The sequence below is a fragment of the Lebetimonas sp. JS085 genome (genome assembly GCF_000523295.1).
Taxonomy (GTDB): Bacteria; Campylobacterota; Campylobacteria; order Campylobacterales; family Nautiliaceae; genus Lebetimonas.
In genome coordinates this window covers 1-24513 of sequence record NZ_ATHR01000002.1, presented here as the reverse complement: position 1 = coordinate 24513, position 24513 = coordinate 1, and the positions used below count along the sequence as shown (strand labels likewise).

General features: G+C 33.2%; 23 protein-coding genes, 5 tRNA genes and 1 rRNA gene. 11 read left to right on the top strand and 18 right to left on the bottom strand.

All coding sequences use genetic code 11. The features are described from left to right. Nucleotides 1-21: 21 nt before the first annotated feature. Nucleotides 22-1713: an ABC transporter ATP-binding protein gene (locus DZ68_RS0108765; protein WP_024788225.1), complete on the bottom strand. Its 1692-nt coding sequence runs from the start codon at nt 1711-1713 to the stop codon at nt 22-24. 25 nt (nt 1714-1738) lie between these two features. On the opposite strand from DZ68_RS0108765, the gene DZ68_RS11380 reads away from it, so the two are divergent. Continuing rightward, nucleotides 1739-2470 (top strand): glycerophosphodiester phosphodiesterase family protein, encoded by a 732-nt coding sequence (locus DZ68_RS11380; protein WP_084023942.1) that lies wholly within the window; start codon nt 1739-1741, stop codon nt 2468-2470. Here the strand turns inward: DZ68_RS11380 and DZ68_RS0108755 are convergent. From DZ68_RS0108755 to serS, 5 genes are all read right to left on the bottom strand, one after another. Next, nucleotides 2421-2496 (bottom strand) — tRNA-Ala (locus DZ68_RS0108755). The two genes, DZ68_RS11380 and DZ68_RS0108755, sit on opposite strands and share 50 nt — an antisense overlap. A gap of 31 nt (nt 2497-2527) precedes the next feature. Continuing rightward, on the bottom strand, nt 2528-2944 hold the full coding sequence (locus DZ68_RS0108750; RefSeq protein ID WP_024791035.1) for a thiamine-phosphate pyrophosphorylase: 417 nt from the start codon (nt 2942-2944) through the stop codon (nt 2528-2530). Beyond that, nucleotides 2934-3659 carry a Bax inhibitor-1/YccA family protein gene (locus tag DZ68_RS0108745; protein WP_024788222.1) on the bottom strand — a complete coding sequence of 242 codons (726 nt, stop codon included), beginning with the start codon at nt 3657-3659 and terminating at the stop codon, nt 2934-2936. Before DZ68_RS0108745 ends, DZ68_RS0108750 begins: the two co-directional genes overlap by 11 nt. A gap of 49 nt (nt 3660-3708) precedes the next feature. Further along, nucleotides 3709-5883 carry a tetratricopeptide repeat protein gene (locus DZ68_RS0108740; protein ID WP_024788221.1) on the bottom strand — a complete coding sequence of 725 codons (2175 nt, stop codon included), beginning with the start codon at nt 5881-5883 and terminating at the stop codon, nt 3709-3711. An 86-nt stretch (nt 5884-5969) separates the two neighbouring features. Next, nucleotides 5970-7220 (bottom strand): serine--tRNA ligase, encoded by a 1251-nt coding sequence (serS, locus tag DZ68_RS0108735; RefSeq protein ID WP_024788220.1) that lies wholly within the window; start codon nt 7218-7220, stop codon nt 5970-5972. A gap of 68 nt (nt 7221-7288) precedes the next feature. On the opposite strand from serS, the gene DZ68_RS0108730 reads away from it, so the two are divergent. The 6 genes from DZ68_RS0108730 to DZ68_RS10285 all read left to right on the top strand — a co-directional run bounded on the left by DZ68_RS0108730 (nt 7289) and on the right by DZ68_RS10285 (nt 12713). Next, nucleotides 7289-8428 carry an ABC transporter substrate-binding protein gene (locus DZ68_RS0108730; protein ID WP_024788219.1) on the top strand — a complete coding sequence of 380 codons (1140 nt, stop codon included), beginning with the start codon at nt 7289-7291 and terminating at the stop codon, nt 8426-8428. Nucleotides 8429-8505: 77 nt separating this feature from the next. Beyond that, nucleotides 8506-9165: a GGDEF domain-containing protein gene (locus DZ68_RS10540; RefSeq protein ID WP_024788218.1), complete on the top strand. Its 660-nt coding sequence runs from the start codon at nt 8506-8508 to the stop codon at nt 9163-9165. Between the two features lie 9 nt (nt 9166-9174). Next, nucleotides 9175-10089: a branched-chain amino acid ABC transporter permease gene (locus DZ68_RS0108720; protein WP_024788217.1), complete on the top strand. Its 915-nt coding sequence runs from the start codon at nt 9175-9177 to the stop codon at nt 10087-10089. A 43-nt stretch (nt 10090-10132) separates the two neighbouring features. Then, entirely contained in the window at nt 10133-11167 is a 1035-nt protein-coding gene (locus tag DZ68_RS0108715) for a branched-chain amino acid ABC transporter permease (RefSeq protein WP_024788216.1), read from the top strand. Continuing rightward, a complete protein-coding gene (locus DZ68_RS0108710) occupies nt 11164-11943 on the top strand; it encodes a thiazole synthase (RefSeq protein WP_024788215.1) in 780 nt (259 codons plus the stop codon). The genes DZ68_RS0108715 and DZ68_RS0108710 overlap by 4 nt, the downstream gene beginning before the upstream one ends. Further along, entirely contained in the window at nt 11940-12713 is a 774-nt protein-coding gene (locus DZ68_RS10285; RefSeq protein WP_024788214.1) for an alpha/beta fold hydrolase, read from the top strand. The genes DZ68_RS0108710 and DZ68_RS10285 overlap by 4 nt, the downstream gene beginning before the upstream one ends. Before the next feature lie 4 nt (nt 12714-12717). On the opposite strand, the gene DZ68_RS0108700 is transcribed toward DZ68_RS10285, so the two are convergent. The 11 genes from DZ68_RS0108700 to DZ68_RS0108650 all read right to left on the bottom strand — a co-directional run bounded on the left by DZ68_RS0108700 (nt 12718) and on the right by DZ68_RS0108650 (nt 20866). Continuing rightward, nucleotides 12718-14835: a glycosyltransferase gene (locus DZ68_RS0108700; protein WP_024788213.1), complete on the bottom strand. Its 2118-nt coding sequence runs from the start codon at nt 14833-14835 to the stop codon at nt 12718-12720. Nucleotides 14836-14983: 148 nt separating this feature from the next. Continuing rightward, nucleotides 14984-15073: transfer RNA gene (locus DZ68_RS0108695), tRNA-Ser, on the bottom strand. Between the two features lie 40 nt (nt 15074-15113). After that, nucleotides 15114-15201, bottom strand: a tRNA-Leu gene (locus DZ68_RS0108690). Between the two features lie 43 nt (nt 15202-15244). Beyond that, a tRNA-Cys gene (locus DZ68_RS0108685) sits at nt 15245-15319 on the bottom strand. 4 nt (nt 15320-15323) lie between these two features. Further along, nucleotides 15324-15400 (bottom strand) — tRNA-Gly (locus tag DZ68_RS0108680). 47 nt (nt 15401-15447) lie between these two features. Continuing rightward, complete coding sequence (gene pckA, locus DZ68_RS0108675; protein ID WP_024788212.1) at nt 15448-17022, bottom strand: phosphoenolpyruvate carboxykinase (ATP); 1575 nt, start codon at nt 17020-17022, stop codon at nt 15448-15450. Between the two features lie 68 nt (nt 17023-17090). Further along, a complete protein-coding gene (locus DZ68_RS0108670; protein ID WP_024788211.1) occupies nt 17091-17303 on the bottom strand; it encodes a hypothetical protein in 213 nt (70 codons plus the stop codon). A gap of 9 nt (nt 17304-17312) precedes the next feature. Continuing rightward, the gene (locus DZ68_RS0108665; RefSeq protein WP_024788210.1) at nt 17313-18509 is read right to left on the bottom strand and encodes a cytochrome d ubiquinol oxidase subunit II; all 1197 of its coding nucleotides are present in this window, start codon (nt 18507-18509) and stop codon (nt 17313-17315) included. Next, nucleotides 18509-20080: a cytochrome ubiquinol oxidase subunit I gene (locus DZ68_RS0108660; protein WP_024788209.1), complete on the bottom strand. Its 1572-nt coding sequence runs from the start codon at nt 20078-20080 to the stop codon at nt 18509-18511. Before DZ68_RS0108660 ends, DZ68_RS0108665 begins: the two co-directional genes overlap by 1 nt. A 1-nt stretch (nt 20081) precedes the next feature. After that, nucleotides 20082-20309 carry a DUF4492 domain-containing protein gene (locus DZ68_RS0108655; RefSeq protein ID WP_024788208.1) on the bottom strand — a complete coding sequence of 76 codons (228 nt, stop codon included), beginning with the start codon at nt 20307-20309 and terminating at the stop codon, nt 20082-20084. A gap of 170 nt (nt 20310-20479) precedes the next feature. Beyond that, nucleotides 20480-20866: a class II SORL domain-containing protein gene (locus DZ68_RS0108650; protein ID WP_024791034.1), complete on the bottom strand. Its 387-nt coding sequence runs from the start codon at nt 20864-20866 to the stop codon at nt 20480-20482. 104 nt (nt 20867-20970) lie between these two features. On the opposite strand from DZ68_RS0108650, the gene rnhA reads away from it, so the two are divergent. Genes rnhA through aroC form a run of 4 tightly spaced genes read left to right on the top strand, consistent with a single transcriptional unit; the run spans nt 20971 to nt 23943 of the window. Then, nucleotides 20971-21393, top strand: a complete 423-nt coding sequence (rnhA, locus tag DZ68_RS0108645; protein ID WP_024788206.1) for a ribonuclease HI — start codon at nt 20971-20973, stop codon at nt 21391-21393. Then, nucleotides 21393-22169 (top strand): HDOD domain-containing protein, encoded by a 777-nt coding sequence (locus DZ68_RS0108640; RefSeq protein WP_024788205.1) that lies wholly within the window; start codon nt 21393-21395, stop codon nt 22167-22169. The genes rnhA and DZ68_RS0108640 overlap by 1 nt, the downstream gene beginning before the upstream one ends. After that, nucleotides 22159-22839, top strand: coding sequence for a ribonuclease III (gene rnc, locus DZ68_RS0108635; protein ID WP_024788204.1), 681 nt, complete (start codon nt 22159-22161; stop codon nt 22837-22839). Before DZ68_RS0108640 ends, rnc begins: the two co-directional genes overlap by 11 nt. 30 nt (nt 22840-22869) lie before the next feature. Next, a complete protein-coding gene (gene aroC / locus DZ68_RS0108630) occupies nt 22870-23943 on the top strand; it encodes a chorismate synthase (protein ID WP_024788203.1) in 1074 nt (357 codons plus the stop codon). Nucleotides 23944-24075: 132 nt separating this feature from the next. On the opposite strand, the gene DZ68_RS0108625 is transcribed toward aroC, so the two are convergent. Continuing rightward, a 23S ribosomal RNA gene (locus tag DZ68_RS0108625) occupies nt 24076-24513 on the bottom strand; the annotation flags it as partial.

The window sequence follows — 24513 nt, the reverse complement described above, 5'->3', positions numbered from 1 at the left end:
AAAAATGCAAAAAATATAAATTTAAGAAACTTTTATAATATTTCTTTCTTTTACCATTAAAATTTCATCCGCTTTTGCAATTGTTTCAGCCCTGTGGGCAATAATAATTGATGTTCTTTGTTTTAAAAAATTTTCTATATTTTTAAAAACCCTGTCTTCTGTGTCTATATCAAGGGCTGAGGTGGATTCATCCAAAATTACAACTTCGGGTTTAAAAAGAATTGCCCTTGCTATTGCAACCCTCTGCCTTTCCCCGCCGCTCAGTTTCACTCCGTTTTTACCTATAAACGTATCCAGTCCTTTTGGAAGTTTATTTACTACATTTAAAAGCTCTGCTTTTTTTAGGGCTTCTTTGATTTCATCATCGCTAAAATTTTCACCCAGAGTCAAATTAAATCTTAATGTGTCATTAAAAAGTTTAGTTTCCTGCAAGATTAAGGCCACATGTTTTCTTATTTCATTTAAACCTATCTCTTTATAACTTACACTGTTATATAAAATATCTCCCTTATCAGCCACCAAAAGTCCTGAAATAATTTTTGCAAATGTAGTTTTCCCGCCTCCGCTTGCACCAATTAATGCCGTAATCTTAAAAGGATTTATTTTCACGTTCACATTTTCCAAAATCTGAATCTCTTTATATTTAAAATATAAATTTTTTGTTTCAATAGTAACTTCTTTACTAAAAGGGTTCTTTTGATGCTCATAAACAGGCTCTTTTTTAAGTTCAAACAATTTATTTATCCTCTCAAGTGCCGCTTTTGCACTGAAAAAAGAGTACTGAATATTTATAATTTCCTGAATAGGGCTCATCATAAACCACAGATAACTGAAAACCGCTATCATCATACCGATACTTAAATCATCATATGCAACCGCCAAAATTCCGGCAGCCCTGAATATTTCATATCCCACCAAAAACATTAAAAAACTCATTTTGTTAAAAGCTTCGCTTTTGTAGCTGAACTCAAATGCTTTTTTCTTCATCTCCCCCGCCAGTAAAAACAGTCTTTTAAAGAAAAAATTTTCTTTATTGTATGCTTTTATCTGGTCAAACAGTTCCAGAGTTTCTATTAAAGTTTCCTGAAACACAGAAATTGTTTTATTTTGGGAAAGTTTATATTTTTTAACTTTTCTGGCCAGTTTTCCTGAAAAAACAACAACAAAAGGATTAAGCAAAAGTATAAAAAGCCCAAGTTTTAAATTAATACTTAGTAAAACTACAGCGACTCCAATCAGCGTCAAAAATGAAATTACAAATTTCGAAACCGATTTTATTAAAAAATCCTCCAGAGTATTTACATCGCTTATAAGTCTGCTTGCAATATCCCCCGTTTTTAAATTTTCATATTCATTAAGGGAAATTCTTTTTAAATGCTCAATTACCCTCAACCTTATTTTATAAGTTATATCTTTTGTTATTTTTTCAAAAAAAAATGCCTGGGCTATATTCAAAAACATAAAAGAGCCCCTTAATATCAGCACCGCAAACAAAGTTATCATCACATAACAAAACGGATTGCAATTCCCGAAACGGTTAATAAAATCTATCCACCAGCCACCTTTATGGAGTAATACCTCATCAATTAAAAGAGGCATTAAAAGTGGTATAGGAATGGAGATAAGTGTAGCCAAAAGTGCTATAATTTGAGCAGTAATAAATTCTTTTTTATATTTTTGAATTTCTTTTAATATTTTTTTAAATGTAAGCAAACCAAGCCTTTTTTAAGGAATTATAATGAATTTTTTTGATAATTTTAATAAACCTCATATTATAGGTGCCCACAGAGGATTAAGCGCTTTGTATCCGGAAAATACGTTAAATGCGTTCAAAGCAGCTAAAAACAACGCCGATTTTATAGAATTTGACGTTACATTTACAAAAGACAATCAAATAGTTGTAATACATGATGACACAATTGACAGAACCACAAACGGCAAAGGGGAAGTTTGCAAATTTACACTGAAAGAATTAAAAAATTTTACAATATATCCTGATGAAAAAATACCAACACTTAAAGAAACGTTAGAATTGTGCAAAGAAATGAATATGCCTGTAAATATTGAACTGAAAAAAGTATTTAAAAATGAACCTGTCTTTTTGGAAAAAGTATTAAAATCTATAAAAAAATTTGAATTTGAAAATAAAGTGTTAATTTCAAGTTTTGAACACAAATATTTAAGATTTTTTAAACAAAACAATATTTCCACCGCAGCACTTTTTGACAAGCCTTTTTCAATGGAATACTTAAAAACATTAAACATAGATTCAATTCATATTTCAAAAAAACTGGTCACAAAAAAATTTTTAGAAAAATTAAAAAAATACAGAGTTTTAGTATATACAATGAATTCTAAGAATGAAGCCAATAAACTGTTTTCAATGGGAGTTTACGGAATTTTCAGTGATTATGGATATTTGGTGGAGACAACGGGACTCGAACCCGTGACCCCTACGCTGCCAGCGTAGTGCTCTACCAACTGAGCCATGTCCCCTTCTAAAAATTAAAAGTATAAAATGGAAAGTTTAATTATTTTTATTTTTTAACTTTTCACTCTCTATTAGAGAGAGGATTTCTTTTTCGTAATTATACAATAAATATCTCGCTTTTTTAAACTTTTCTGATAAATTAATATCAAATAATTTAAAAATCTCTTCTAAAACCCTTGCACTCTCCTGGCTTCTTTTTAAATTGGAAATAATTATCTCTTTTAAGTCTTTACGGGTTAGTTCATCTTTTGTGGATTTTTTTAAAATATCCTCTGCTGAGTCTCTGTATTTTATATATTTTTCATAATCAGGAATTTTAATATGTCTAAGTTCTTTTAGTTTAAAAGCAAGGGGAGAAGAAAATTCATATCTTAAAATATCCTCAACCACCCTTATACCCTCTTTAAACCTGTTTATATTTGCATCAATGCTTCTATACAAATTATTCTTCATTATTTAAAAATCCCAAAATCTGAAGAAGAGATATAAACAAGTTTAGAAAATCAAGATAAAGCGCAACGGCAGCCTCTATTTCATTGCTTACATTTCCCCTTATTATATTTTGAGTGTCAAATAAAATAAACATACTAAACAAAACCGCCCCTACACTTGCAATTATTAATTGAAGCATAGGCAGATGTAAGAAAATATTGGCAATACTTGCTACTATTAAAACAATTAATGTAATAAAAAGCATTTTCCCCATAGTGGTAAAATCTTTTTTTGTATTCATTGCAAAAACAGTTAAAGCACCGAAAGCAACAGCAGTTAAACCAAACGCCTCTCCAATTACATAGCCCATATTTCTTGCTATAAAAACAGCCAAACTCGGGGCTAATGTAAACCCTGTCATAAAAGTAAACGCAAAAAGTAAAACCAAATTAAGCGGTGTCTTGTTTTTCGCCGCCAATAATCCAAAAAGCAAAACAAATTCCAAAATTACAGAACCCCAATATGTAAATGTAAGCCCTCCGCTTATCGGGTTTATCATATTAGATACAAAACCCATTCCTACATATGCACCAACGGCCCCGGCAATTAAACTTCCGGCTAAAAGTTGATATGTTTTTTTAACAAAAACATTAATATCTTCTGTTGCATGATTTGTTTCATTTGTGATAGTTTTATTAAAAAGCCCTTGTTTAAAATCACTTGAACTAAATTTCATTTTACCTCCTCAGTTTTATTTTATAAGATTTTATTATATATTGATGAATTTAGTATGAATTTGGAGGTTTTATATTAAAATCGAAATATTTACTCTCAAAACCGTCAGGAATTTTTGAATACTGAATTCTTGCTGCCCTAATGTTATTGGCTTCCTGCCATAAAAGTCCAAGTCCGTATCTTGCTTCTGAATATGTCGGGTTTTTTAATTTTGCAAGTTCCATTAAAGCTACTGCATTTGCATGATGATTGGCACCTATTCCCGCAACTGCAGCCTGGTATAATGTAAAAGGATCATCTACATTTTTGTTATTGATTAAATCATTGTAAATAACATAAGATTCTTCAAAATGTTTGGTATATAGATTTGCAAAAGCAAGTCTTTTTAAAAGAGGTATAACATCAAAATTTTCTATTTTAGCTTTTTTTTCTAAATCAAACCTTACCTTGTTTAAAAGTCCGGAAATTTTGGCAAATTCAAAATACCAGTCTCTCACAACTTTAGCACCGTAATAAAAATCATTCATATCCCAGTTTTTTTCCAGAAACAGACTCTGAAAATTAAGAGCTAATTTTTTAACACTTAAATTTTTATTCTCAGCATAAAAATAGAGTAAATTTGCAATAATATCCCTGTTAAACATACTTTTTAATTTTAATGCTTCATCAAGATAATTTTCATTTAAAACAGCTTTACCGGCAAGTTTTGCCAAAATCCACAGAGGATTTGGCTTTTCGTTTTTTTCCAAAAATGCGGCTATGCCCACGGTATTATTGTTTATTAAAGAAATAAGCCCATATTCCAAAACATTTTTGCCGTTTAAATCCTCTTTTAGAGAAGCAAGTAAATTAGAATCGTCTCTGCCTGTTTTTCTAACTGCCATAAGTGCATAAATACCGCTTAGCATATCACCTGGATTCAAATGATAGGCCCTTAAAAAATGAAAATAGGCTTGTTTGTAATCCCCAAGCTGCGCATAAGTCAAAGCAAGATTATAATGCAGAATATAAGAAGTGTCCCTTTTTTTTATAAGTGTCTGAAATTTTTTATTCGCCAGATAAATATGCCCGTTTAGAGCTAATTTTATTGCTTTTGAAATTTCCAAATTCAGCCCTGAATAAACAGCGCTTTTTGAAAGATATGAATTTGATTCTTCAATCGCCCCAATAGGTATCCCGGCAATTCCCTTTTTTAAATATGCAATAGTCTGGTTCAGGCTGTAAACCTTAAACGGGGCAAAATAAAAAAACAAATCGTAATAATCACTTTTTTTAGCTAAAAAACTGTTTTTAAACTCTTTTTGTGCCACTTTCACGTCAAACAAACTTGGTTTTAAATTTATTCGGATAGGATAAACATTGTTTTCATCGAAATTTTTAAAGAGTATTGAAGCTTCTTTAAATTCTGAAAGTTTTAAATCCACCAAAGCCAAGGCAAATTTGGCCTTTTTTTTATCTGAAATGGACAAATAATGTTTTGCCAAAGAATATTCACCTATTTCCGCCAAATCAAGACCTTTATAAAAAGGGGCCCTCTGAATATCCTGAGCTTTTATAAAATTATTATTATATTCGTAAATTGCGCTTAAAAGCCTTTGAGAATCTTCTCTGTAAGGAGTGTTCATTTTAAGAGCGGGAATCGCTTCTTGCTCATATCCCATATAATACATCACAAGGGCATAATAATAAGGATAACTTTTTGATTTGGCAATTTCAGGTAAAGTAATATATGCCAAATTTATATAATAATCAAAAAGTTTTTTATTTTTAAGCTTCAATGCACATACAGCAGCATTTATAGCACTCACAACCCTATTTTCTTTATTGTTTATCGCTTTTTGAAAAAATTTTAAAGCTTTATTAAATTTACCCTCTTTCATTTTAATCACACCGAGATTGTAATTTGAAAGAGACTGGGAAAAAGAAGAAACTTTATTCAATAATTCCAGGGCTTTTTTTTTCTGCCCGTTTTTATAAAGAATTGCGGCTTTTTTAATTATTGTTTTAAGGGTGTCTTTTTGTATATGCTTTTTTTCAAGTTTTTTGGCAATTTCTGTAATTTCTTTATTTTCGACATTATTTTCTTTTTTCTTTTTTATTACTGCGAAAGCCAAAGCCAAAAGCAGTATTAATGCAATTAACAGAAGAATAATGATAATTAAAAAATATTTCTTTTTTTTCTTATTGTCTTCTTCAATGATTATTACATTTTCTTCTTCCGCCACTTATTACCTTTAAATGTTAAGTTTTGAATGTTAGATGTTGAATTTTAATTATTGCATTCATAATTCATCATTCAACATTCATAATTTTATAAATATCTTCTTAACGCTTCAGGAATTTCAATTGTTCCATCTTTTCTTTGATAATTTTCCATAATAGCTACAAGTGTCCTGCCGACTGCTAAAGAGCTTCCATTAAGTGTATGGACAAGGCGGTTTTTTTTACCGTCTTTAAATCTTATTTTTCCGCGTCTGGCTTGAAAATCCCTGGTATTGGAAACAGAACTTATTTCCCTGTATCTGTTTTGAGACGGAATCCATACTTCCAAATCAATTGTTTTCGCCGCACTGAATCCCAAATCCCCTGTGCAGAGCATTACCTGCCTGTAAGGCAAATTTAATTTCTCAAGGGCCCTGCTTGCACATTCAACCATTTCCTCAAACATTTTATCGCTCTCTTCCGGACGGGTAATGGCAACGAGTTCCACCTTGTCAAACTGATGCTGACGGATAATTCCTTTTGTATCTTTCCCGTAACTTCCGGCTTCTTTTCTAAAACACGGTGTATATGCCGTAAGTTTTACTGGTTTGCTTAAATCATCAATTATTTCATCTCTGAAAAGATTAGTTAAAGGCACTTCGGCCGTAGGTATTAAATAAAGCTCTTCCCCCTCTATTTTAAATAGATCCTCTTCAAATTTTGGAAGCTGACCCGTGGCCGTCATAGTCTCCCTGTTTACAATAAAAGGAACATAAACTTCTTCGAATCCGTATTCCCTGTTGTGGTTTAAAAAGAAATTAATCAAAGCCCTCTCAAGTCTTGCCGCATCGCTCTTTAACACAGTAAAACGGCTTTTTGCAAGTTTCACGCCCTTTTTAAAATCCAGCCAGTTTAGCTTTTCTCCAAGTTCGTCATGGGGCTTTATTTCAAAATCAAACTCTGGAATTTTGCCCCATCTTTTTATTTCCACATTATCATTTTCGTCTTTTCCTACAGGAACATCATCATCCGGAATATTGGGAATATTTAATGCTTTATTTTCCAATTCAGTCTCTATCTGTTTGGATTTTGTATTTAATTTTTCTATTTCTTCTTTTAATGCGGCCACTTCTTTTTTTAAATTCTCAGCTTCTTCTTTTTTACCCTCTTTTACAAGATTTCCAATCTGCTTTGAAAGCATGTTTCTTTTTTCAAATAATTTATCAAGCCTGGTTTTTAATTCTTTCTTTTTGGAAAAAAGTTGTTTAATTTCTTTTAATAGATTTTCGTTAATTCCCTTTAATTTAAGTTTTTTAGTAATATTTTCAAAATCCCTATCAAGTAATTTTAAATTTAGCATTAAATTCCTTTGTCATTAAAATGTTATTTTGGTATAATTTAGAGAATTTTAACATAAAAGGAGGATAAATGAAAAAAGTAATCGCTCTCGGACTCAGTGCATTAGTTGCTTCGACATTATTTGCAAAAGAAATCAAAGTAGGTATTCTTCAACCTTTAACAGGACCTATTGCATCATTTGGACAAAAAACTCTTGACGGTATTAAACTTATCCATTCAAAATATGCAACACTCCCAAACGGAGATACCATTAAATTAGTTATTGTAGATAACCAATTTGACAAAGTTCAAACTGTTAACGGTTATAAAAGACTTGCCAGCGGAGAAAAAGTTGTAGCAATTGAAGGACCTCTTGCTTCATCCATGGCTCTTGCAGTTAAAAGATTTGCGGGGGCCACTAAAACTCCGACTGTAACACAAATTGCCACAAACCCAAGGGTTACAAAAGGGAGCAAATATCTTACACGTGCGTGTTTTACAGATGATTTCCAAGGAACTGTTGCGGCGAAATACGCCCTTGAACACGGTCTTAAAAATGCAGTAATTCTATTCGATATGAAACAGGATTATTCAGTAGGCCTTGCAAAAGCATTTGAAAAAGCTTATAAAAAAGGCGGAGGAAAAGTCCTTAAAAAACTGTTTATAAACACAGGAGACAAAGACTTTAACGCACAAGTTGCCCAGATTAAAAGATTAAATCCAGCGTTTATTTATACACCAATTTATGCACCTGAAGAAGGTTTATTTTTAAGACAACTCAGAGCCGCCGGAGTAAAAGCACCTGTAATGGGCGGAGACGGGATTGCAGACCCAGGACTACTTACAAAACTTGCTGGAAAAGCGGCAAACGGCGTAATGTATACTGACCATTTTGACGCAGCAAAAGCTCCGACTCCGTTATCAAAAGAATTTATTAAAGATTTTAAAGCTAAATACGGAAGGCTTCCAAGTGCGTTTGCTGCAACAGGGGCTGACGGATACTTATTGATTTATAACGGAATTAAACAATGTGACACAAAAGCAAATACAAAAAATAACCTTCAATTTAAACAATGTGTAAACAATGCAATAAGGCATACTAAAAACCTCGAAGCTGTAACAGGAAATCTTACAATCGACCCAAAAACTGGAAATCCAGTTAACAAACCTGCCGTTGTAGAACAAATTGTAAACGGTAAAACAGTATTTAAAGAATTAGTACAGCCTTAATTAATTTTCTCCCCTTTGGGGATTAACAGTTAAAAAGTGCTTTATAAGCATTTTTTAACTGTTATATAAGGAAATAAATGAAAATAGATTATTCTAAGCCCATAGAAATAATGCCGGATATATACTGGGTAGGTTATTTGATACCAAACGATCCGTTTCAGTGCCAGACAGAATGCGGTTTGTATTTGATGGGAGATTATGAAAGCGATTTAAAAATATTAAATAAAGCAGATGAATTAATTAAAAAAATCTTTCACAATTTATTAACACAGTATGATTTAAATCTTATATTAAAAAGCTTTCTGTTTTATTTAAAACAAAACATACCCTCAATAGAGGAAATTGAAATCTGCGGTATTAACCCTGTCAAAAAAAATGAAGTATGCTTTAAAAAAGTAAATGACGCTTATGGGCACATAACGGGTGATTGTATTTTAAAATCATTGGCAAAAGAAATGGAAAAAAATTTTAGACAAAGTGATTATGCTTTCAGATACGGAGGGGAAGAATTTTTAATTATAATGCCTTTTACAAAACAAAAAGACGCCTGTATAAAAATGGAAAAATTCAGAGAATTTATTGAAAATAAAAGTTTTTGCAAAAAAAATATAAAAATTACAATAAGCGGCGGGGTTGTTGAGTATAATTCCAACTATAAAATTAAGGATTTTATTGACAAAACAGATAAAAAATTATATATTGCAAAAAATTGCGGAAGAAATAAAATAATCTGTTAAAGGAAAAAAATGAGTTTAAGTTTTATATTGCAGCAAATAATAAACGGATTTTCACTCGGAAGTATGTATGCCCTGATTGCAATAGGATATACATTAGTTTACGGAGTTTTAAGACTTATCAATTTTGCTCACGGTGACATTATGATGGTAGGAGCTTTTATGGCTTTTATTTTTTTCAAAATTATGGGGCTTAATTTTTATGTGGCCGTAACTTTATCTATTATAGTAACTGCTATTGTCGGAATATTGACATATGTCAGTGCATATAAACCCCTTCTTGATAAGAATGCTCCTAAAATTTCACTCTTAATTACAGCGATTGGTATTTCTTTTTTCCTGGAATCCCTTTTTAATGTTATAGCAAATCAATATTTGGGAGGAACGTATCAGGCATTTTATTTTCCAAAATGGTTTTCTACAATATTACATATAAAATCATTAACAATTCCCGTGCTTACTTTAATTATTCCTATAATAACATTAATTTTATTATTGGTTGTTTTATATATTCTTTATAAAACAAAAATAGGTATCGCCATAAGAGCTTTGGCTTTTGATATAAATACGGTTAAATTAATGGGTGCAGATTCAAACAAAATAATCGCTTTTGTATTTGCGCTTGGCTCTGCCCTTGCGGCAATAGGGGGAATTTCTTATGCAATGGCTTATCCGAGTATTGATCCTTATATGGGAATGCTTGTCGGTCTTAAAGCATTTGCCGCTGCGGTTGTTGGAGGAATCGGAAGCGTAACAGGTGCGGTAATAGGAGGCTTTATTTTAGGTTTTGCCGAAGTTGCAATTCCCGGTTTTTTCCCGGAACTCGGAGGATGGAAAGACGCATTTGCATTTATTTTCTTAATTTTTGTTTTATTATTTAAACCTACAGGTATTATGGGAATTGATTTTGAAAGACAAAGATTTTAGAAATGGAAAGTATAAAATTAAAAATTAAAAATGGAGTGAGAAAATGAATAATTTATCTCTTGGTAAATATTTTACTTTAATTGCCATAGTTACAGCTGTTTTTATCGGATTTTTATATATTTCTCCAAAAATATTCAGTGATTACACCACCACTGTTTTGGGAAATGTTTATATATTTATAATTTTAGCCGTCAGCTATAATTTAATAAACGGGGTTGCCGGCCAGTTTTCATTGGAACCGAACGGTTTTGTGGCAATCGGTGCATATGTTACGGCTCTTCTTATGTTGAGCCCCGATGTTAAAGCGGATATGTATATGATAGCCGATCCGCTTCCTTTAATAAAAGATATTTATCTTCCAAATCCGTTTTTTACGTTATTAATCAGCGGTATAGTTTCTTCTCTTATAGCCCTTACCCTTGCATTTCCCGTTTTTAGGGTAAGAGGGGATTATTTGGCAATTGTAACATTAGGATTTGGATTTATTATAAGAATATTCTTAATTAACAACCCTTCCATTTCAAACGGTTCAATGGGGCTCGATTCTATCCCCGGATTTGCAAGTTATTTTTGGATAGGAATAGTTTGTTTAATTACTGTTATTTTAGTGTATAATATCGTTTATTCCAAACACGGCCGTGCTATGAAAGCTGTTAGAGACGATGAAGATGCGGCACTTGCAATGGGAGTTAATACATTTAAAACAAAAACGCAGGCTTTTATGACAAGTGCATTTTTTGAAGGGGTCGGAGGCGGGCTTTTAGCAAGCTCAATCGGTTCAATCAGTCCCGACCAATTTACATTTATGCTTACATTCCAGCTGCTAATTATAATTGTTTTAGGCGGACTCGGAAGTATGAGCGGAAGTATTATTGGTACATTTTTACTCATTGGCGGCATGGAAGTTTTAAGACCTCTTGATGACGCTAACTGGAGTATTGGTGCAATTCATGGAATTCCAGGTCTTAGAATGGTTGTATTTAGTTTAATTTTACTTTTAATTATGCTTTTTGCAAGACGTGGTATTATGGGAAATAAGGAAATCTGGGATTATATTAAAATAAGGAGAAATAAATGAGTGATATTTTGAAAATTGGTAAATATGAATTTACAAGTAGACTTATAGTTGGAAGCGGGAAATACCCGGACTTTAAAACAACAAGGGACGCTACACTTGCAAGTGGTGCCGAAATGATAACCGTAGCGGTCAGAAGGGTTAACATTCTTGATTCTAATGAAGAAAATCTAATGGATTATTTCAAAGATACCGATGTAAAAATTCTGCCAAATTCTGCAGGCTGCACAAAAGCCGATGAGGCAATAACTCTTTTCAGACTGGTAAAAGAAGCCATCGGAATCGATTTGATTAAATTGGAAATAATAGGAGATACGGCAAAAACACTCTATCCTGATGTTATGGAAACACTTAAGGCATGCGAAACATTGGCAAAAGAAGATTTTACCATTATGGCATATACTAATGACGACCCAATTATGGCCAAAAGACTTGAAAACTCAGGAGCAGCAGCCATAATGCCTCTTGCCGCACCCATAGGAAGTGGCCTTGGTATTCAAAACAGATATAATGTGGTATTTATTAAAGATGCTGTAAATGTGCCTGTAATTGTGGATGCTGGGATAGGAACTGCAAGCGATGCGGCAGTTGCAATGGAACTTGGAGCCGACGGAGTATTGACAAATACTGCCATAGCCAAGGCTTCTAATCCTATTGCAATGGCAGAAGCTATGAAACATGCGGTAATGGCAGGTAGAATGGCTTACAAGGCAGGTAGAATTCCTAAAAAACCTTATGCAACAGCTTCTTCACCACTTGAAGGACTTATAGAATTTTGAAACTTCTCAAATTAATCTTTATGTTTTTTTTTCTTTTTTTCTTTCTTTATATAGCAGCATGTATTTATTTATACCTGATTCAGGATAAAAAAATTTTTAATAAAAAATGGGCAAAACCCTACGTTCCAAAAATAGCTAAAAAAATATATTTTAAAACAAGCGATGGAGTTAAACTTGAAGGAGCAATGACAAAAAATGGGGAAAATCTCCCTTTAGTTCTATATTTCAGCGGTAATGCAAACAATGCAATTGAATTTTTAGATAAAACCGCCCCAAAAATAAAAAATTTTAACTTTTTAGGTTTTAATTATCCAGGATATGCAGGCAGCGTTGGAAAGCCGTGTGAAAAATGCATTGAAAAATACGCCCTTGAAATATTCGATAAATATAAACCGGATATTTTAATAGGCAGAAGTTTAGGAAGCGCAGTTGCGGGTTATGTAGCCGGCAAAAGAAAGGTTAAAAAAGTTTTATTAATTACACCTTTTAGTTCTATTGGATGTATAGCAAAAATGGAATACCCCTTTTTTCCTGTGTCTTTCCTTTTAAAATACAAATTTAATGAAGCAAAATTTATTTCAAACGCAAATATGCCTGTTAGTATTATTGCTTTAAAAGATGATGATAAAATTCCACAAAAATGTTTAAATAGTCTTATTAAAAAGATTAAAAATCTTAAAAATATTTATTATCTTGATAAGGTAAAACACGGGAATGTATATAACTATCCCAATATTGAAAATATTATTTACAAAGCTTTATCACAATAATAATTCACTGCTTTAAAAAACTCATTTTCCAAAAATTAATTTTTGGAGGAGCTTTTTTAAATTTAAAAAATTTTTTGAGATCGTTTGCCAAAGCTTTATAATAAACATAATGATGAGAATTATAAAAATGAGCATTTTTATTTTCAAAATCACTGCGTAAATTTTCAAAATAAACACGGGGATCACCGTAATATACTACTAAGTGCTTAGAAATTGACATTTCAAGAAAATCTTTTGAATTGCTTAGTGTACGAGTTAAAGAACGTATGGGCTGTTTCAATGAAAGAGGAAAACGGCAATAGTTATAATCGGCATTAGCTCCAGGAACCATATGATAAGCCACAAGGTCTGTTTTTAAAGAGGCATCGGATTCAAAAATTTTTTTGGCTTTTTCAAATGAATCCAGAGGCATTGAAGGTAATTTAAATTTTTCATAAATGTTTGACTCTCCGTAACCTCCGGCCTGAAGAATCCTATCAACAACATCGGCACAGTTAAATTTTGTTTTATCCCATTTTATAATTCCCTGTTTAAAATCATTTTCAATACGATAAATTTCTGCTATCATAGCTGTTAAATTCTGTGCGGGAACACCGGCTACACGAAGGCCTATTGTCTCCCTTCCGTAAGCCATACCATATGTGTTGGTATGTATTTGTGAAGGAGACGGCGGCTTTACCCCATAAAGATAATCCGCAAGACTTAAATGTTGTAAAAAATTGGAATCAACAGAAGGGTTTGCAATATAATTTGCACTGTAAACAGTTTTATCTATGCGAATAGCAATGTGTCCGAATGGATTTTCCCAAATAATTCGCTGCGGAGAATGGGAAGTAGCATATGATAAAAGCAATTCAACTTCAGCCGGAGAATTGGCATCAAGCTGTGATAAAGCATCATTGACATTAATAACCGGCTTGCCATTTTCAGCACCAAAATCCCCCGGTAAAGAACATGAAATAAAATTATCATTAAGCGCAAACCTGACAATATGCTCAATTTTAAAATTTTCTTTAAATTTTTTCTGCGCTCTGCAGATAGCTTCTTTCTCCGCAGGGTTAAACAAAAATGTCTGCAGCAGTTCGGCAGCCTGATTTGTATTGGAGGCAAGCTTGGCAACTCCAAGCCTGGCAAAAAAAGAAGCGTTTTCCCTTTCATGCCCGCTGAGTATATTTAAAAGAATAGTAGGAACGCCTATAGAAAATGCTTCCACAGGTGTTAACCCTCCGGCTTTAGTTATTAAAACATCGGCTATATTCATTAAAGAGAGCAAATCATCATGCGTTAATAAAGAAAAAATTTTCAGTTTTACATTATCCGGCAGATTTTTTTTTAACGTTTTAAGCAAAAACTGCTGTTTTTTATTTTTTCCGCAAACAGCGACAATTTGCAGCGCTCCTTTATAATGTGCCACAATATCTTTAACCAAAGCGGCATAATTTCCAACCCCTTCTTTTCCGGAAGTTATTAATACTATTGGTATATCCTCTGCCAAATTATATTTGTCTAAAATTGTTTTTTGATCTTTATGCTCATATTCAGGCACATATACGGGCATACCAGTTGTAATAATTTTTTCAGAAGGAACACCTGCCGAAAGCCACATTTTATACAGTTTCCTGTGTGCAAGAAACGTCTGATCTATCCGTTTGGAAATTCTTGGAAAATAACCTTGAAAAAAATCAGTGTGAAGCCATCCTATTTTAATGTTTTTTAATTTACCTTTTTCTCTTAAGTTACCAAGAACCTGTGCCGCTCCGTAATGCGTGGATAAAATTACATCCGGTTGTTGGGATTGTATAAATTCAAAAACCTTTTCATCGGGATAATCATTTGGCAATAAAGCAAGTGAAGGAACACTGTTACCTCGCATTTGAATTTCTTGAAAAAGTACATCAAACAACTCCGGACAGTTTCCGGCCACGAGCCAATAAAGCTTTTCATCAATTTTACGCCACAATGGATTCATAAAATCACGAATATCTTTCAAAACAATAACAGCATAGGGATTATGCTTATGTATCTCTTTTTTAATAGCCTGAGCCGCGCTAATATGCCCATAACCGATAGATGAATAAAAAATAATTATTTTTTTATTCTTTTTTTCTAAATGAATATTCATTTTTTAAAGCTCCGTTAATTTTTTAAAAAATTAAAAAAATTATTTAAATAAAAAACAATTGAATATTAAGATTTGAATATATTATACCATATCTAAATTAATTACTGATAAAATATTTTTGAAGAAAGACAAAGTATAAAATTAACAGTGGCGGAGAGGGTGGGATTCGAACCCACGGAACGGTTGCCCGTTCAACGGCTTTCAAGGCCGCCGGTTTCAACCACTCACCCACCTCTCCAATGAATCAAAACAAATAATTTTAAATATTTGATTGACGGTGGTGCCCGGGGCCGGACTTGAACCGGCACGGGAAAAACTCCCGAGGGATTTTAAGTCCCTTGCGTCTACCATTTCCGCCACCCGGGCAAATGTGAAAGGAATTATAATTAAAATATATACCTATGTCAAGTGGAGGCGCCACCCGGATTCGAACCGGGGATCAGGGCTTTGCAGGCCCCCGCCTTAGCCACTTGGCTATGGCGCCTTACTGGAGCGGGCTACGGGACTCGAACCCGCGGCCTCCACCTTGGCAAGGTGGCGCTCTAGCCAACTGAGCTAAGCCCGCTTAAGGAATAGAATTATATAAAAAAATAGTGAAAAAAGCAAGAAGAATTAAAGTTTAGGACCTGCTTTTTCGTATTCTTTTCCTTCTTTTACATCTTCATATCTTTTAAAATTTTCGATAAACATATTTGCAAGTTTTTTTAATTGCTCATCATAGGCTTTTTTATCTGCCCATGTGTTTCTCGGATTAAGAACTTTTGTATTAACTCCTGCTAATTCTTTTGGCATAGCTAAATTAAATACTGGTAAAATTTCAAATTCAGCCATTTTTATACTTCCGTCAAGAATTGCATTAATACATGCTCTTGTGTCTTTAATGCTCATTCTTTTTCCAACACCATACGGACCGCCTGTCCATCCTGTGTTTACTAAATATACATTTACTCCGTGTTTGTCAATTTTTTCTCCAAGTAGTTTTGCGTATACTGTTGGATGAAGAGGTAAAAACGGCTCACCAAAACATGCACTGAATGTTGCAACCGGTTCTGTAATACCTCTTTCTGTCCCTGCTACTTTTGCAGTATATCCGCTTAAAAAATAATACATTGCCTGTTCTTTTGTAAGTTTAGAAACCGGAGGCAATACTCCAAAAGCATCGGCGCTTAAGAATATTATATTTTTAGGGTGTCCTCCTGTTAGAGTGCATTCATGATTTTCAATATGTTCTATCGGATAACTGACCCTTGTATTTTCTGTTTTTGATGCGTCGGTAAAATCCACTTCTCCCTCTTCATTTATTACTACATTTTCCAAAAGGGCATTTCTCTTAATAGCATTATAAATTTCAGGCTCGCTTTCTTTGTCAAGATTTATTACTTTTGCATAGCATCCGCCCTCGAAATTAAATACACCTTCATCATCCCATCCATGTTCGTCATCACCTATAAGTTTTCTGTTTGGGTCAGTTGAGAGTGTAGTTTTTCCTGTTCCTGAAAGACCGAAAAACAATGCCACATCACCTTTTTCACCTACATTAGCAGAACAGTGCATTGATAGTTTACCTTCAAGCGGAAGCCAGTAATTCATCATAGTAAAAATACCTTTTTTAAGCTCGCCCCCATACAAAGTACCCGTCATTACAGCTGTATTTTCTTCTACATTAAATGCAACAAAAATATCACTGTTTAAACCGTCCTCTTTCCATTTTGGATATCTTGCTTCCCCTGCAACCAAAAAAGTAAAATCCGGCTCAAAATTTTTAAATTCTTCTTCACTCGGTAAAATAAACATATTCATTACAAAATGTGCCTGCCATGCTATAGGAGTTATAAATCTTATTGCTCTTCTACTGTTTTTGCTGGCTCCTACAAATACATCAACAACATACAATTCATCTTTTTTTGATAATTCTTCTTTTGTAAATACTTCCAGATTTCTGAATGTTTCAAGAGTTATAGGATGGTTTATTTCCCCCCATGCTATATATTTTTCACTTGGAGATTGTTTTACAAAAAACTTATCTTCTGGGCTTCTTCCGGTAAATTCACCTGTATCAACTGCTGTCGCCCCGCTTTTGGTTATTACAACTTCACCTTTTTTTAATGTATCTTCTATTATTTTATCGTAACTTGGATTGTGAATAATGTTTTGGGCTGTAATACCCAAATCGTCTAAATTTAACATAACATTCTCCTAATCTAATGTGGTTTTTGGAGTATTATTATAACAAAAATGAAGAAAAAAAGAGGAGATTAAAGGTCTTTTTCAAGACCTGTTTTTTTAAGTGTAAATTCTATAAATTTGTAAGCAATTATAATCAATACAGGCCACATGAAAAATAAGATAACTCCCCATGTCGTATTAATCTGTTGTGCTTCCGGATTAATCCCGTTTGGCAACAATTTATCAGAAGCGAAAAGGAAACTTCCGAAGAAAATTGTTATTAATGTTAAAAATTTTTTCATATCCACTCCTTAATATGCATGTGATTCAGAATCATTAATTTCTTCAACACTGACAGGTCCGCCTTTTTTCATCTGATACCAGACATAAACAATATATGCCAATACTATTGGCACAGCAACGCTAACCCATGCCATAACTTCAAGAGTATATTTACTTCCTGAACTGTTTTGAATAGTTAAGCTGCTTTGTAAATCAGCATAGCTTGGATAAAATGGAGTTCCGTTAAGTCCTGCTATAACAAAGACAATAATTCCGATTAATACAATTCCAAGTCCTGCTGGCCAGATACCTTTTGTTGAACCTTTGATTCCTTGGAAAATTCCAATAACAAAAAGAACTACTCCAACTAAGAATAAAATTAAAGGAATTGCTGCAAATGCAAGTAAATTTTGCAAATATTTGCCATCAACCAATGTCACTTTTCCGGCTGGATCATGGATATTATAAGAATATCCTTTCATTGTCAACAAACCGTAAAGTACTATTAATAGGGCAATCAACAATACAACAAAACATCTTTTTAAAACTGCTCTTAATCTTTCATGAACTGCTGAAAATTCATTTTGGTCTAAATCATTCATGAGCCATAAAGCACCTAAAATTCTAGCGGCACTAAATGCTAACACACCAAATGCCAAGTTAAACCAAGCTCCGTGACCAAAATCTATAGCAGCTTCAAGCCCTCTTAAATTAAATCCGTTGGCTGCTGTTCCCCAATGTAACACTCTTGTTACAGGATCATAAGTAAAATTACTTCCTGTAAAAAATGTTCCGACAGCAGCACCAATTAGAATCATACCGACTATACCGTTTACATATAAAAAGAATTTATATGTATTTTTACCAATTAAGTTATTGGGTTTATTCATATATTCATATGATACCGCCTGAAATACAAATGTAAATAAAATTAACATCCATACCCAGTATGCACCACCAAATGATACAGAATAAAATAATGGAAATGCCGCATACAACGCACCACCAAATAATACAAGAGTAGTAAATGTAAGCTCCCATTTTCTACCAAGGGAGTTTACAATACCTCTTTCTTCCATTTCATCTTTTGCAACATGCATTAGACTTTGTCCACCTTGAACAAATGTCATAAATAAAAAAAGTCCTCCTAAAACCGCGACAATTATCCAGAAATATACCTGAAGATAAAAATGTGTCGCGTCCACTGTAATTGGTGCCCAAGTCATCAGTGCGCTCCTTTTGGTCCGATTTTTACGACCGTAAATAGGATTTTAAGTTCAGCAATACCTAAAATTACAAATGCACTTAAGAATAAGAAAAATGTTGCCTGAACATTTTGCAATGCAATCGGTGTTACTGAAATTTTTGTCGGAAGCAATCCGAATACTGTCCAAGGTTGTCTTCCAAGTTCTGCTGTCATCCAACCAAAGCTTGTTGCAATCCATGGAAGTGGAACTGATAAAACTGCAAGCTTTTGTAGTACTGCACTGTTTTCAAATGTTCCTTTTGTAACTGCAATATATGCCCATGCAAATAAAATTATAAACCAGAATCCTAAAGTAACCATAATATGGAATGCATAAAATACTGGTGGTACTGGGGGATACAGTTTAGTTGGATCATCAAGATATCCGTAACCCATTAAATCTGCTTTTGTAACTGTCCATCCGTCAACTGTGGTAACCGGAGCATAAAAATCTCTTTTTGCTGCTTCCATTGCCGCAGCATCACCTTTGGCTTTTGCCACGTGATATGCTTTCAAATCTTCAATAGCTTCTTTACCAACTTGATGTAATTTGGCAAATGACCAAATACCGTATTTATCATTTCCATTTACTAAATCTCTAAGTCCAGGAATATAAGCATTTGGATTTCTTTTTCCAAGAAGTGATAATAATCCTGGAATTTCAATTTTAAAACTCCATGCCTCATCATTTGATTTAACATTTCTTGCATCTAAATCTTTTGGAAATCCAAAAGCCACTATTGGTGCACCCTTTTCACCTACATAAAGCCCTTCTGCTGAAGCTATTTTTGTAGGTTGTGTATTTGTAACTTCATAAGCATGTTCATCACCTATAACTACAGTGAAAATAGAAACGATTAAACCGAATGCAGCCGCTACCGCAGCTGATTTTTTAGCAAATTCTACATGTTTTTTTCTAAGCAGATAAAGTGAAGATATACCAAGTACAAATACCGCTGCCAATGTATAACTGGCACTAATAGTATGTAAAAATTTAACCTGTGCAACCGGTTGGGTAATCAATGCCCAGAAATTTTGCATTTCCGCTCTTGCGTTGTCAATAGAAAATCTTAAAAACGCACTGCTTGGATGTTGCATAAATCCGTTTGCAATTAGTATCCAAAGCGCTGAAAGGTTTGAACCAATTGCAAGCAGCCAAGATGCACTTAAATGAACACCTTTACTGACTCTTTTCCATCCGAAAAATGCTATTGCCGCAAAAGTCGCTTCCATAAAGAATGCAACAATACCTTCAACTGCAAGAGGTGCTCCAAACAAGTCACCTACAACCCATGAATACGTAGACCAGTTTGTCCCAAATTCAAATTCGTGAATAATACCTGTTGCTAAACCTATGGCAAAGTTAATACCAAATATCAATTGCCAAAACTGTGTAATGTTTTTCCACTCTTCTTTTCCGGTTTTTACATAGATAGTTTCAAAAAATGCCACTAAAAACGACATTCCTAATGTAAATGGAACGAAAAAGAAGTGAAACAACGCTGTCATTGCAAATTGGGCTCTTGCCCATTCTAGCATTGCATAATCCATTCTATTCCTCCTTTTTATGGTTCGTTGTGATTTTTGTAAGTTGTTTAACATAAAGCTGTGCTTTTGCTTTTTCCCCTTTTACCTGCGAATTGATTGTCGGGAAAAAGAAAACTTTCAGCACTACAAAAATCACAACAAGTTTAATAATAACGATGACCCAGATTTTTTTACCCAGGTCAGACAGGTTTTTAAACCCGTCAATGTAAAAAAACAAGATGCGTTTAAACATAAGCCCTCCTTCGAGGCTAGTAAAAATTATAAATCAAAAATTAAATTGTGTCAATAGTTTTTAATAAAAAATTAATAAAAAAACAGAATAAAAATACTCTTTTTATACATATGAAGATTCATTTATATATAATTTGGTCATTTTTTATACAGGAAAGAAAAAAGGAAAAATTATTCGCTAACGGTTACTTCCTTAGTTTCACTCTCCCAAAGTCCGTGTTTTGTACAGTAAGCCATTGCAGTAAGTTTAAGTTTAGATTTTTTAGGAATAATATAAAAATCTACTTCCACTTGGCTTTTTTCATTTCCAAGAGTACCTGGAGTAAATGTAGCTTGTCCAAGTAGTGTTTCACCATCCCATAATTGCACATATGCAATATAATGGTCAAAATCATCTGGATGAGAATATTCATTTCCGACTTTTACTTTAACTTTAAATTTTTCACCTTTTTTTGCTGTGTCTTCACAATGAATAAATGGTGAGTGTCTGTCTATATAATCTCTTTTTGCTTCTCTGTCAATTTGAGAAATATCTTCGTATCTGTTAATTTTTGGCATTTTGCCCTCCTTTTGTTAAAATTTGTAATATATTATAGCACAAAAAATAAAAAAAGACAAAATCAGTATTTTATTAATAGAAAAAAATTATTAAAGGCTACTAAATGAAACAAATAGATGTTTTTACAGACGGAAGTTCTCTTGGTAATCCGGGACCTGGAGGATGGTGTGCCATTTTAAGGTATAAAAATTATGAAAAAATAATAAGCGGAGGAGAAGATTATACAACTAATAATAAAATGGAGCTTATGGCAGTAATTGAGGCATTAAAACAATTAAAAAAACCATGCATTATAAATTTATATTCCGATTCAACTTATGTATTAAAAGGAATAAACGAATGGTTGGAAAACTGGGTTAAAAAAAATTTTAAAAATGTGAAAAACAAAGAAATGTGGCAAGAATTATATGAATTAAAAAAATTACATACAATCAATATAAACTGGATAAAAGGACATTCGGGCCACAAGGAAAATGAAATTTGTGATAAAATTGCAAAAGAGGAAGCACAAAAAAGGAAAAATTAATGCTTGTAAGCAAAAATGACATTGAAAAATATTTACAAAATATTCCTCCCATTCCAAAATATGCGCTTGAATGTTTGAATGCTTTAAAAGAAGGCAATATAAAAAAAGCGGCAAATGCTGCCAAAAATGATTTAATATTAAAAAAACAATTGGAAAAAATAGTAAATTCAGCAGCTTTTTCCTTAAGAAAAGAAGTTAAAGACATATTACAGTTATTTACTCTTTTAGGAATTGAGAATATTAGGGCAATTGTATATTCATATTTAGTATCCCTTCTTACGCCTAAAAATTGGGAAATATTTAAAATTGATTTTACAGATTTTCAAAAAGAATTTTTAAATTCTTATAAAGAATTTGCCTCATTAGAATTTGGAGAAAACATATACAAAAAATATGCTGAAATCGGTGCGATAATTCCGGCAAGTGTTTGCGTATGTGACTCTCTGCTCGGAGTTAAAAAAGAGAAATTAAATATTATTTTAAGTTCAACACCCATAGAATATGGAACTTTACTTAAAAGATTAACAGGTGAGAGTCTATTTGGTATTGCAGCCAAAATTGCTGAAATATGGGATTTAGAAAAAGAAAAATGTGAAATAATTAAAAAAAGCGAATGTGAAATATGTGATAATCCCTTTTCAGCTCTTAATCATTTTATATTTTTTTATTTAACAAGTAAACCGGCCTTTTTTGATTTAAATTCTTTAATAGAATTTAATCCAAAATGTATTGAATACATTCCAAAAACATATGAAAGGATAAGCAATGATAGCTAAAGATTTGCAAAAGAGTCTGGGGTATCAGTTTAAAAATGAAAAATTGATAACCGAGGCTCTTACACACAGAAGTTACTCTAAAGATTTTAATAATGAAAGACTGGAATTTTTAGGTGATGCGGTTATGGATTTAATTGTCGGGGAATATCTTTTTTTTATCTTTCCCAAAGCTGAAGAAGGTATTTTATCAAAACTGAGGGCGGCGTTGGTAAATGAGGAATCTTTTACAAGATTAGCAAAAAAACTAAACTTGGGAAATTATCTTCTCCTTTCCAATGCTGAAGAAAACAACGAAGGAAGAGAGAAACCTTCAATTCTTTCAAGTGCATTTGAGGCACTTATCGGTGCATTGTATTTGGAAGCAGGCTTTGAAAAAACAAAAGAAATAGCCCTAAATTTATTAAAAAATGTTTATCCTACCATTACGCCTGAAGAACTTTTAAGAGATTATAAAACAAATTTACAGGAAATTACTCAGGCATATTTTGGGGAAGTACCGGAATATAGGGTTGTAAACACTTCCGGGCCCGATCATAAAAAAGAATTCGAAATAGCAGTTTTTATTCAGGGTAAAAAATATGCAAGCGCAAAAGGTAAAAGTAAAAAAGTCGCCCAACAAGAAGGAGCTAAAAAAACTATTGATATTTTAAAAAAAGAACTTAATTTATAATTAATGGTCAATAGAAAATAAAGGGGAAATATGTTTAACAGTTTTGGAGAAATTTTCAGATTTACAACTTTTGGAGAATCGCACGGAAAAGCAATAGGGGTTGTAATAGACGGAGTGCCGGCCGGAATCAATTTTGATGAAGAATTTTTAATAAATGAACTTAAAAGAAGAAGACCAGGGCAAAACAGATTTGCGACCCAAAGAAAAGAAGAGGATTTTCCGGAAGTTTTAAGCGGGATTTTTGAAGGAAAAACTACAGGAACTCCTATTGCAATAGTAATTTTTAATAAAAACGCTAAAAGTAACGATTATTCAAATATAAAAGATATTTTCCGTCCGGGGCACGCAGACTTTACTTATTTTAACAAATACGGAATAAGAGATTACAGAGGCGGTGGTAGAAGCTCTGCAAGGGAGACTGCCGCGAGGGTAGCAGCCGGAGCAGTAGCTAAAATGATTTTAAAAGAATTTGACATTGAAATTGAAGCAGGAATTATTGAAATAGGAGGAATTAGAGCAGAAGATATTGATTTTAATTATTCAAAAAATTCTCCTATTTTAGCCTTAGATAAAGAAAAAGAAAAAATTTGGATGGATTTAATAGATGAAGCAAGAAAAAATCACGATTCCCTAGGAGGAGTTGTAAAACTTAGAATAAAAAATACTCCTATTGGACTTGGTGAACCGATTTATTGTAAACTTGATAATATTTTAGCAAGCGCAATACTCAGCATTAATGCTGTAAAAGGAATTTATATTGGAAATATTAATTCACATAAATTAAAAGGCAGTAAAAATAATGATGAAATTAGTAAAAATGGGTTTTTAAGCAATAATTCTGGCGGAATTTTGGGCGGAATAAGCAACGGAGAAAATATTGAACTTGAAATTTATTTTAAACCGACTCCATCAATTTTTCAAACACAAAAATCTATAGATATTAATAAAAATGAGGTTGAAGTAACTTTAAAAGGAAGACACGATCCAATCGTTGCAATCAGAGGTGCGGTAGTGGCAGAATCTATGGTAGCATGTGTAGTTGCAGATATGTTAATGATTAATTCAATTAGGAGAATGGATAACCTTAAAAAAATTTATTATTAAATTTAAAAGATAAATTACAATAATTTTTTATAATTTCTACTTTTTTCTAAACTCTTTAGATAGATTAAATCCGATACTAATAATAAACAGCTGTTAATTATATTTAGCTGTTAAAAGTCTTGTCTCACGTCCGCTTAAAAGCCATTCGGGTTATTAGTACTGGTCAGCTCAACCCCTCGCAGGGCTTACACCCCCAGCCTATCAAGCAGGTAGTCTTCCTGCACCCTCATGGGAAGGCTCATCTTGGAGTGGGCTTCCCGCTTAGATGCTTTCAGCGGTTATCCCTTCCGAGCTTGGCTACCCAGCGCTGCCCTTGGCAGGACAACTGGTACACCAGTGGCTCGTCCAACCCGGTCCTCTCGTACTAGGGTTAGCTCTCCTCAACCTTCCTGCGCCCACGGCAGATAGGGACCGAACTGTCTCACGACGTTCTGAACCCAGCTCGCGTACCGCTTTAAATGGCGAACAGCCATACCCTTGGGACCTGCTCCAGCCCCAGGATGCGATGAGCCGACATCGAGGTGCCAAACCTCCCCGTCGATGTGAGCTCTCGGGGGAGATCAGCCTGTT

Bases quoted from the DNA above. Each gene is read 5' to 3' on its own strand.
- DZ68_RS0108670 (WP_024788211.1), bottom strand. From the start codon at position 17,303: ATGAAAAAATTTTTAACATTAATAACAATTTTCTTCGGAAGTTTCCTT.
- rnc (WP_024788204.1), top strand. From the start codon at position 22,159: ATGATAGCTAAAGATTTGCAAAAGAGTCTGGGGTATCAGTTTAAAAAT.
- rnhA (WP_024788206.1), top strand. From the start codon at position 20,971: ATGAAACAAATAGATGTTTTTACAGACGGAAGTTCTCTTGGTAATCCG.
- DZ68_RS0108655 (WP_024788208.1), bottom strand. From the start codon at position 20,309: ATGTTTAAACGCATCTTGTTTTTTTACATTGACGGGTTTAAAAACCTG.
- DZ68_RS0108640 (WP_024788205.1), top strand. From the start codon at position 21,393: ATGCTTGTAAGCAAAAATGACATTGAAAAATATTTACAAAATATTCCT.
- DZ68_RS0108710 (WP_024788215.1), top strand. From the start codon at position 11,164: ATGAGTGATATTTTGAAAATTGGTAAATATGAATTTACAAGTAGACTT.
- pckA (WP_024788212.1), bottom strand. From the start codon at position 17,022: ATGTTAAATTTAGACGATTTGGGTATTACAGCCCAAAACATTATTCAC.
- DZ68_RS0108650 (WP_024791034.1), bottom strand. From the start codon at position 20,866: ATGCCAAAAATTAACAGATACGAAGATATTTCTCAAATTGACAGAGAA.
- aroC (WP_024788203.1), top strand. From the start codon at position 22,870: ATGTTTAACAGTTTTGGAGAAATTTTCAGATTTACAACTTTTGGAGAA.
- DZ68_RS11380 (WP_084023942.1), top strand. From the start codon at position 1,739: ATGAATTTTTTTGATAATTTTAATAAACCTCATATTATAGGTGCCCAC.
- DZ68_RS0108730 (WP_024788219.1), top strand. From the start codon at position 7,289: ATGAAAAAAGTAATCGCTCTCGGACTCAGTGCATTAGTTGCTTCGACA.
- DZ68_RS0108750 (WP_024791035.1), bottom strand. From the start codon at position 2,944: ATGAAGAATAATTTGTATAGAAGCATTGATGCAAATATAAACAGGTTT.
- serS (WP_024788220.1), bottom strand. From the start codon at position 7,220: ATGCTAAATTTAAAATTACTTGATAGGGATTTTGAAAATATTACTAAA.
- DZ68_RS0108660 (WP_024788209.1), bottom strand. From the start codon at position 20,080: ATGGATTATGCAATGCTAGAATGGGCAAGAGCCCAATTTGCAATGACA.
- DZ68_RS0108665 (WP_024788210.1), bottom strand. From the start codon at position 18,509: ATGACTTGGGCACCAATTACAGTGGACGCGACACATTTTTATCTTCAG.
- DZ68_RS0108745 (WP_024788222.1), bottom strand. From the start codon at position 3,659: ATGAAATTTAGTTCAAGTGATTTTAAACAAGGGCTTTTTAATAAAACT.
- DZ68_RS0108720 (WP_024788217.1), top strand. From the start codon at position 9,175: ATGAGTTTAAGTTTTATATTGCAGCAAATAATAAACGGATTTTCACTC.
- DZ68_RS0108700 (WP_024788213.1), bottom strand. From the start codon at position 14,835: ATGAATATTCATTTAGAAAAAAAGAATAAAAAAATAATTATTTTTTAT.
- DZ68_RS10540 (WP_024788218.1), top strand. From the start codon at position 8,506: ATGAAAATAGATTATTCTAAGCCCATAGAAATAATGCCGGATATATAC.
- DZ68_RS0108715 (WP_024788216.1), top strand. From the start codon at position 10,133: ATGAATAATTTATCTCTTGGTAAATATTTTACTTTAATTGCCATAGTT.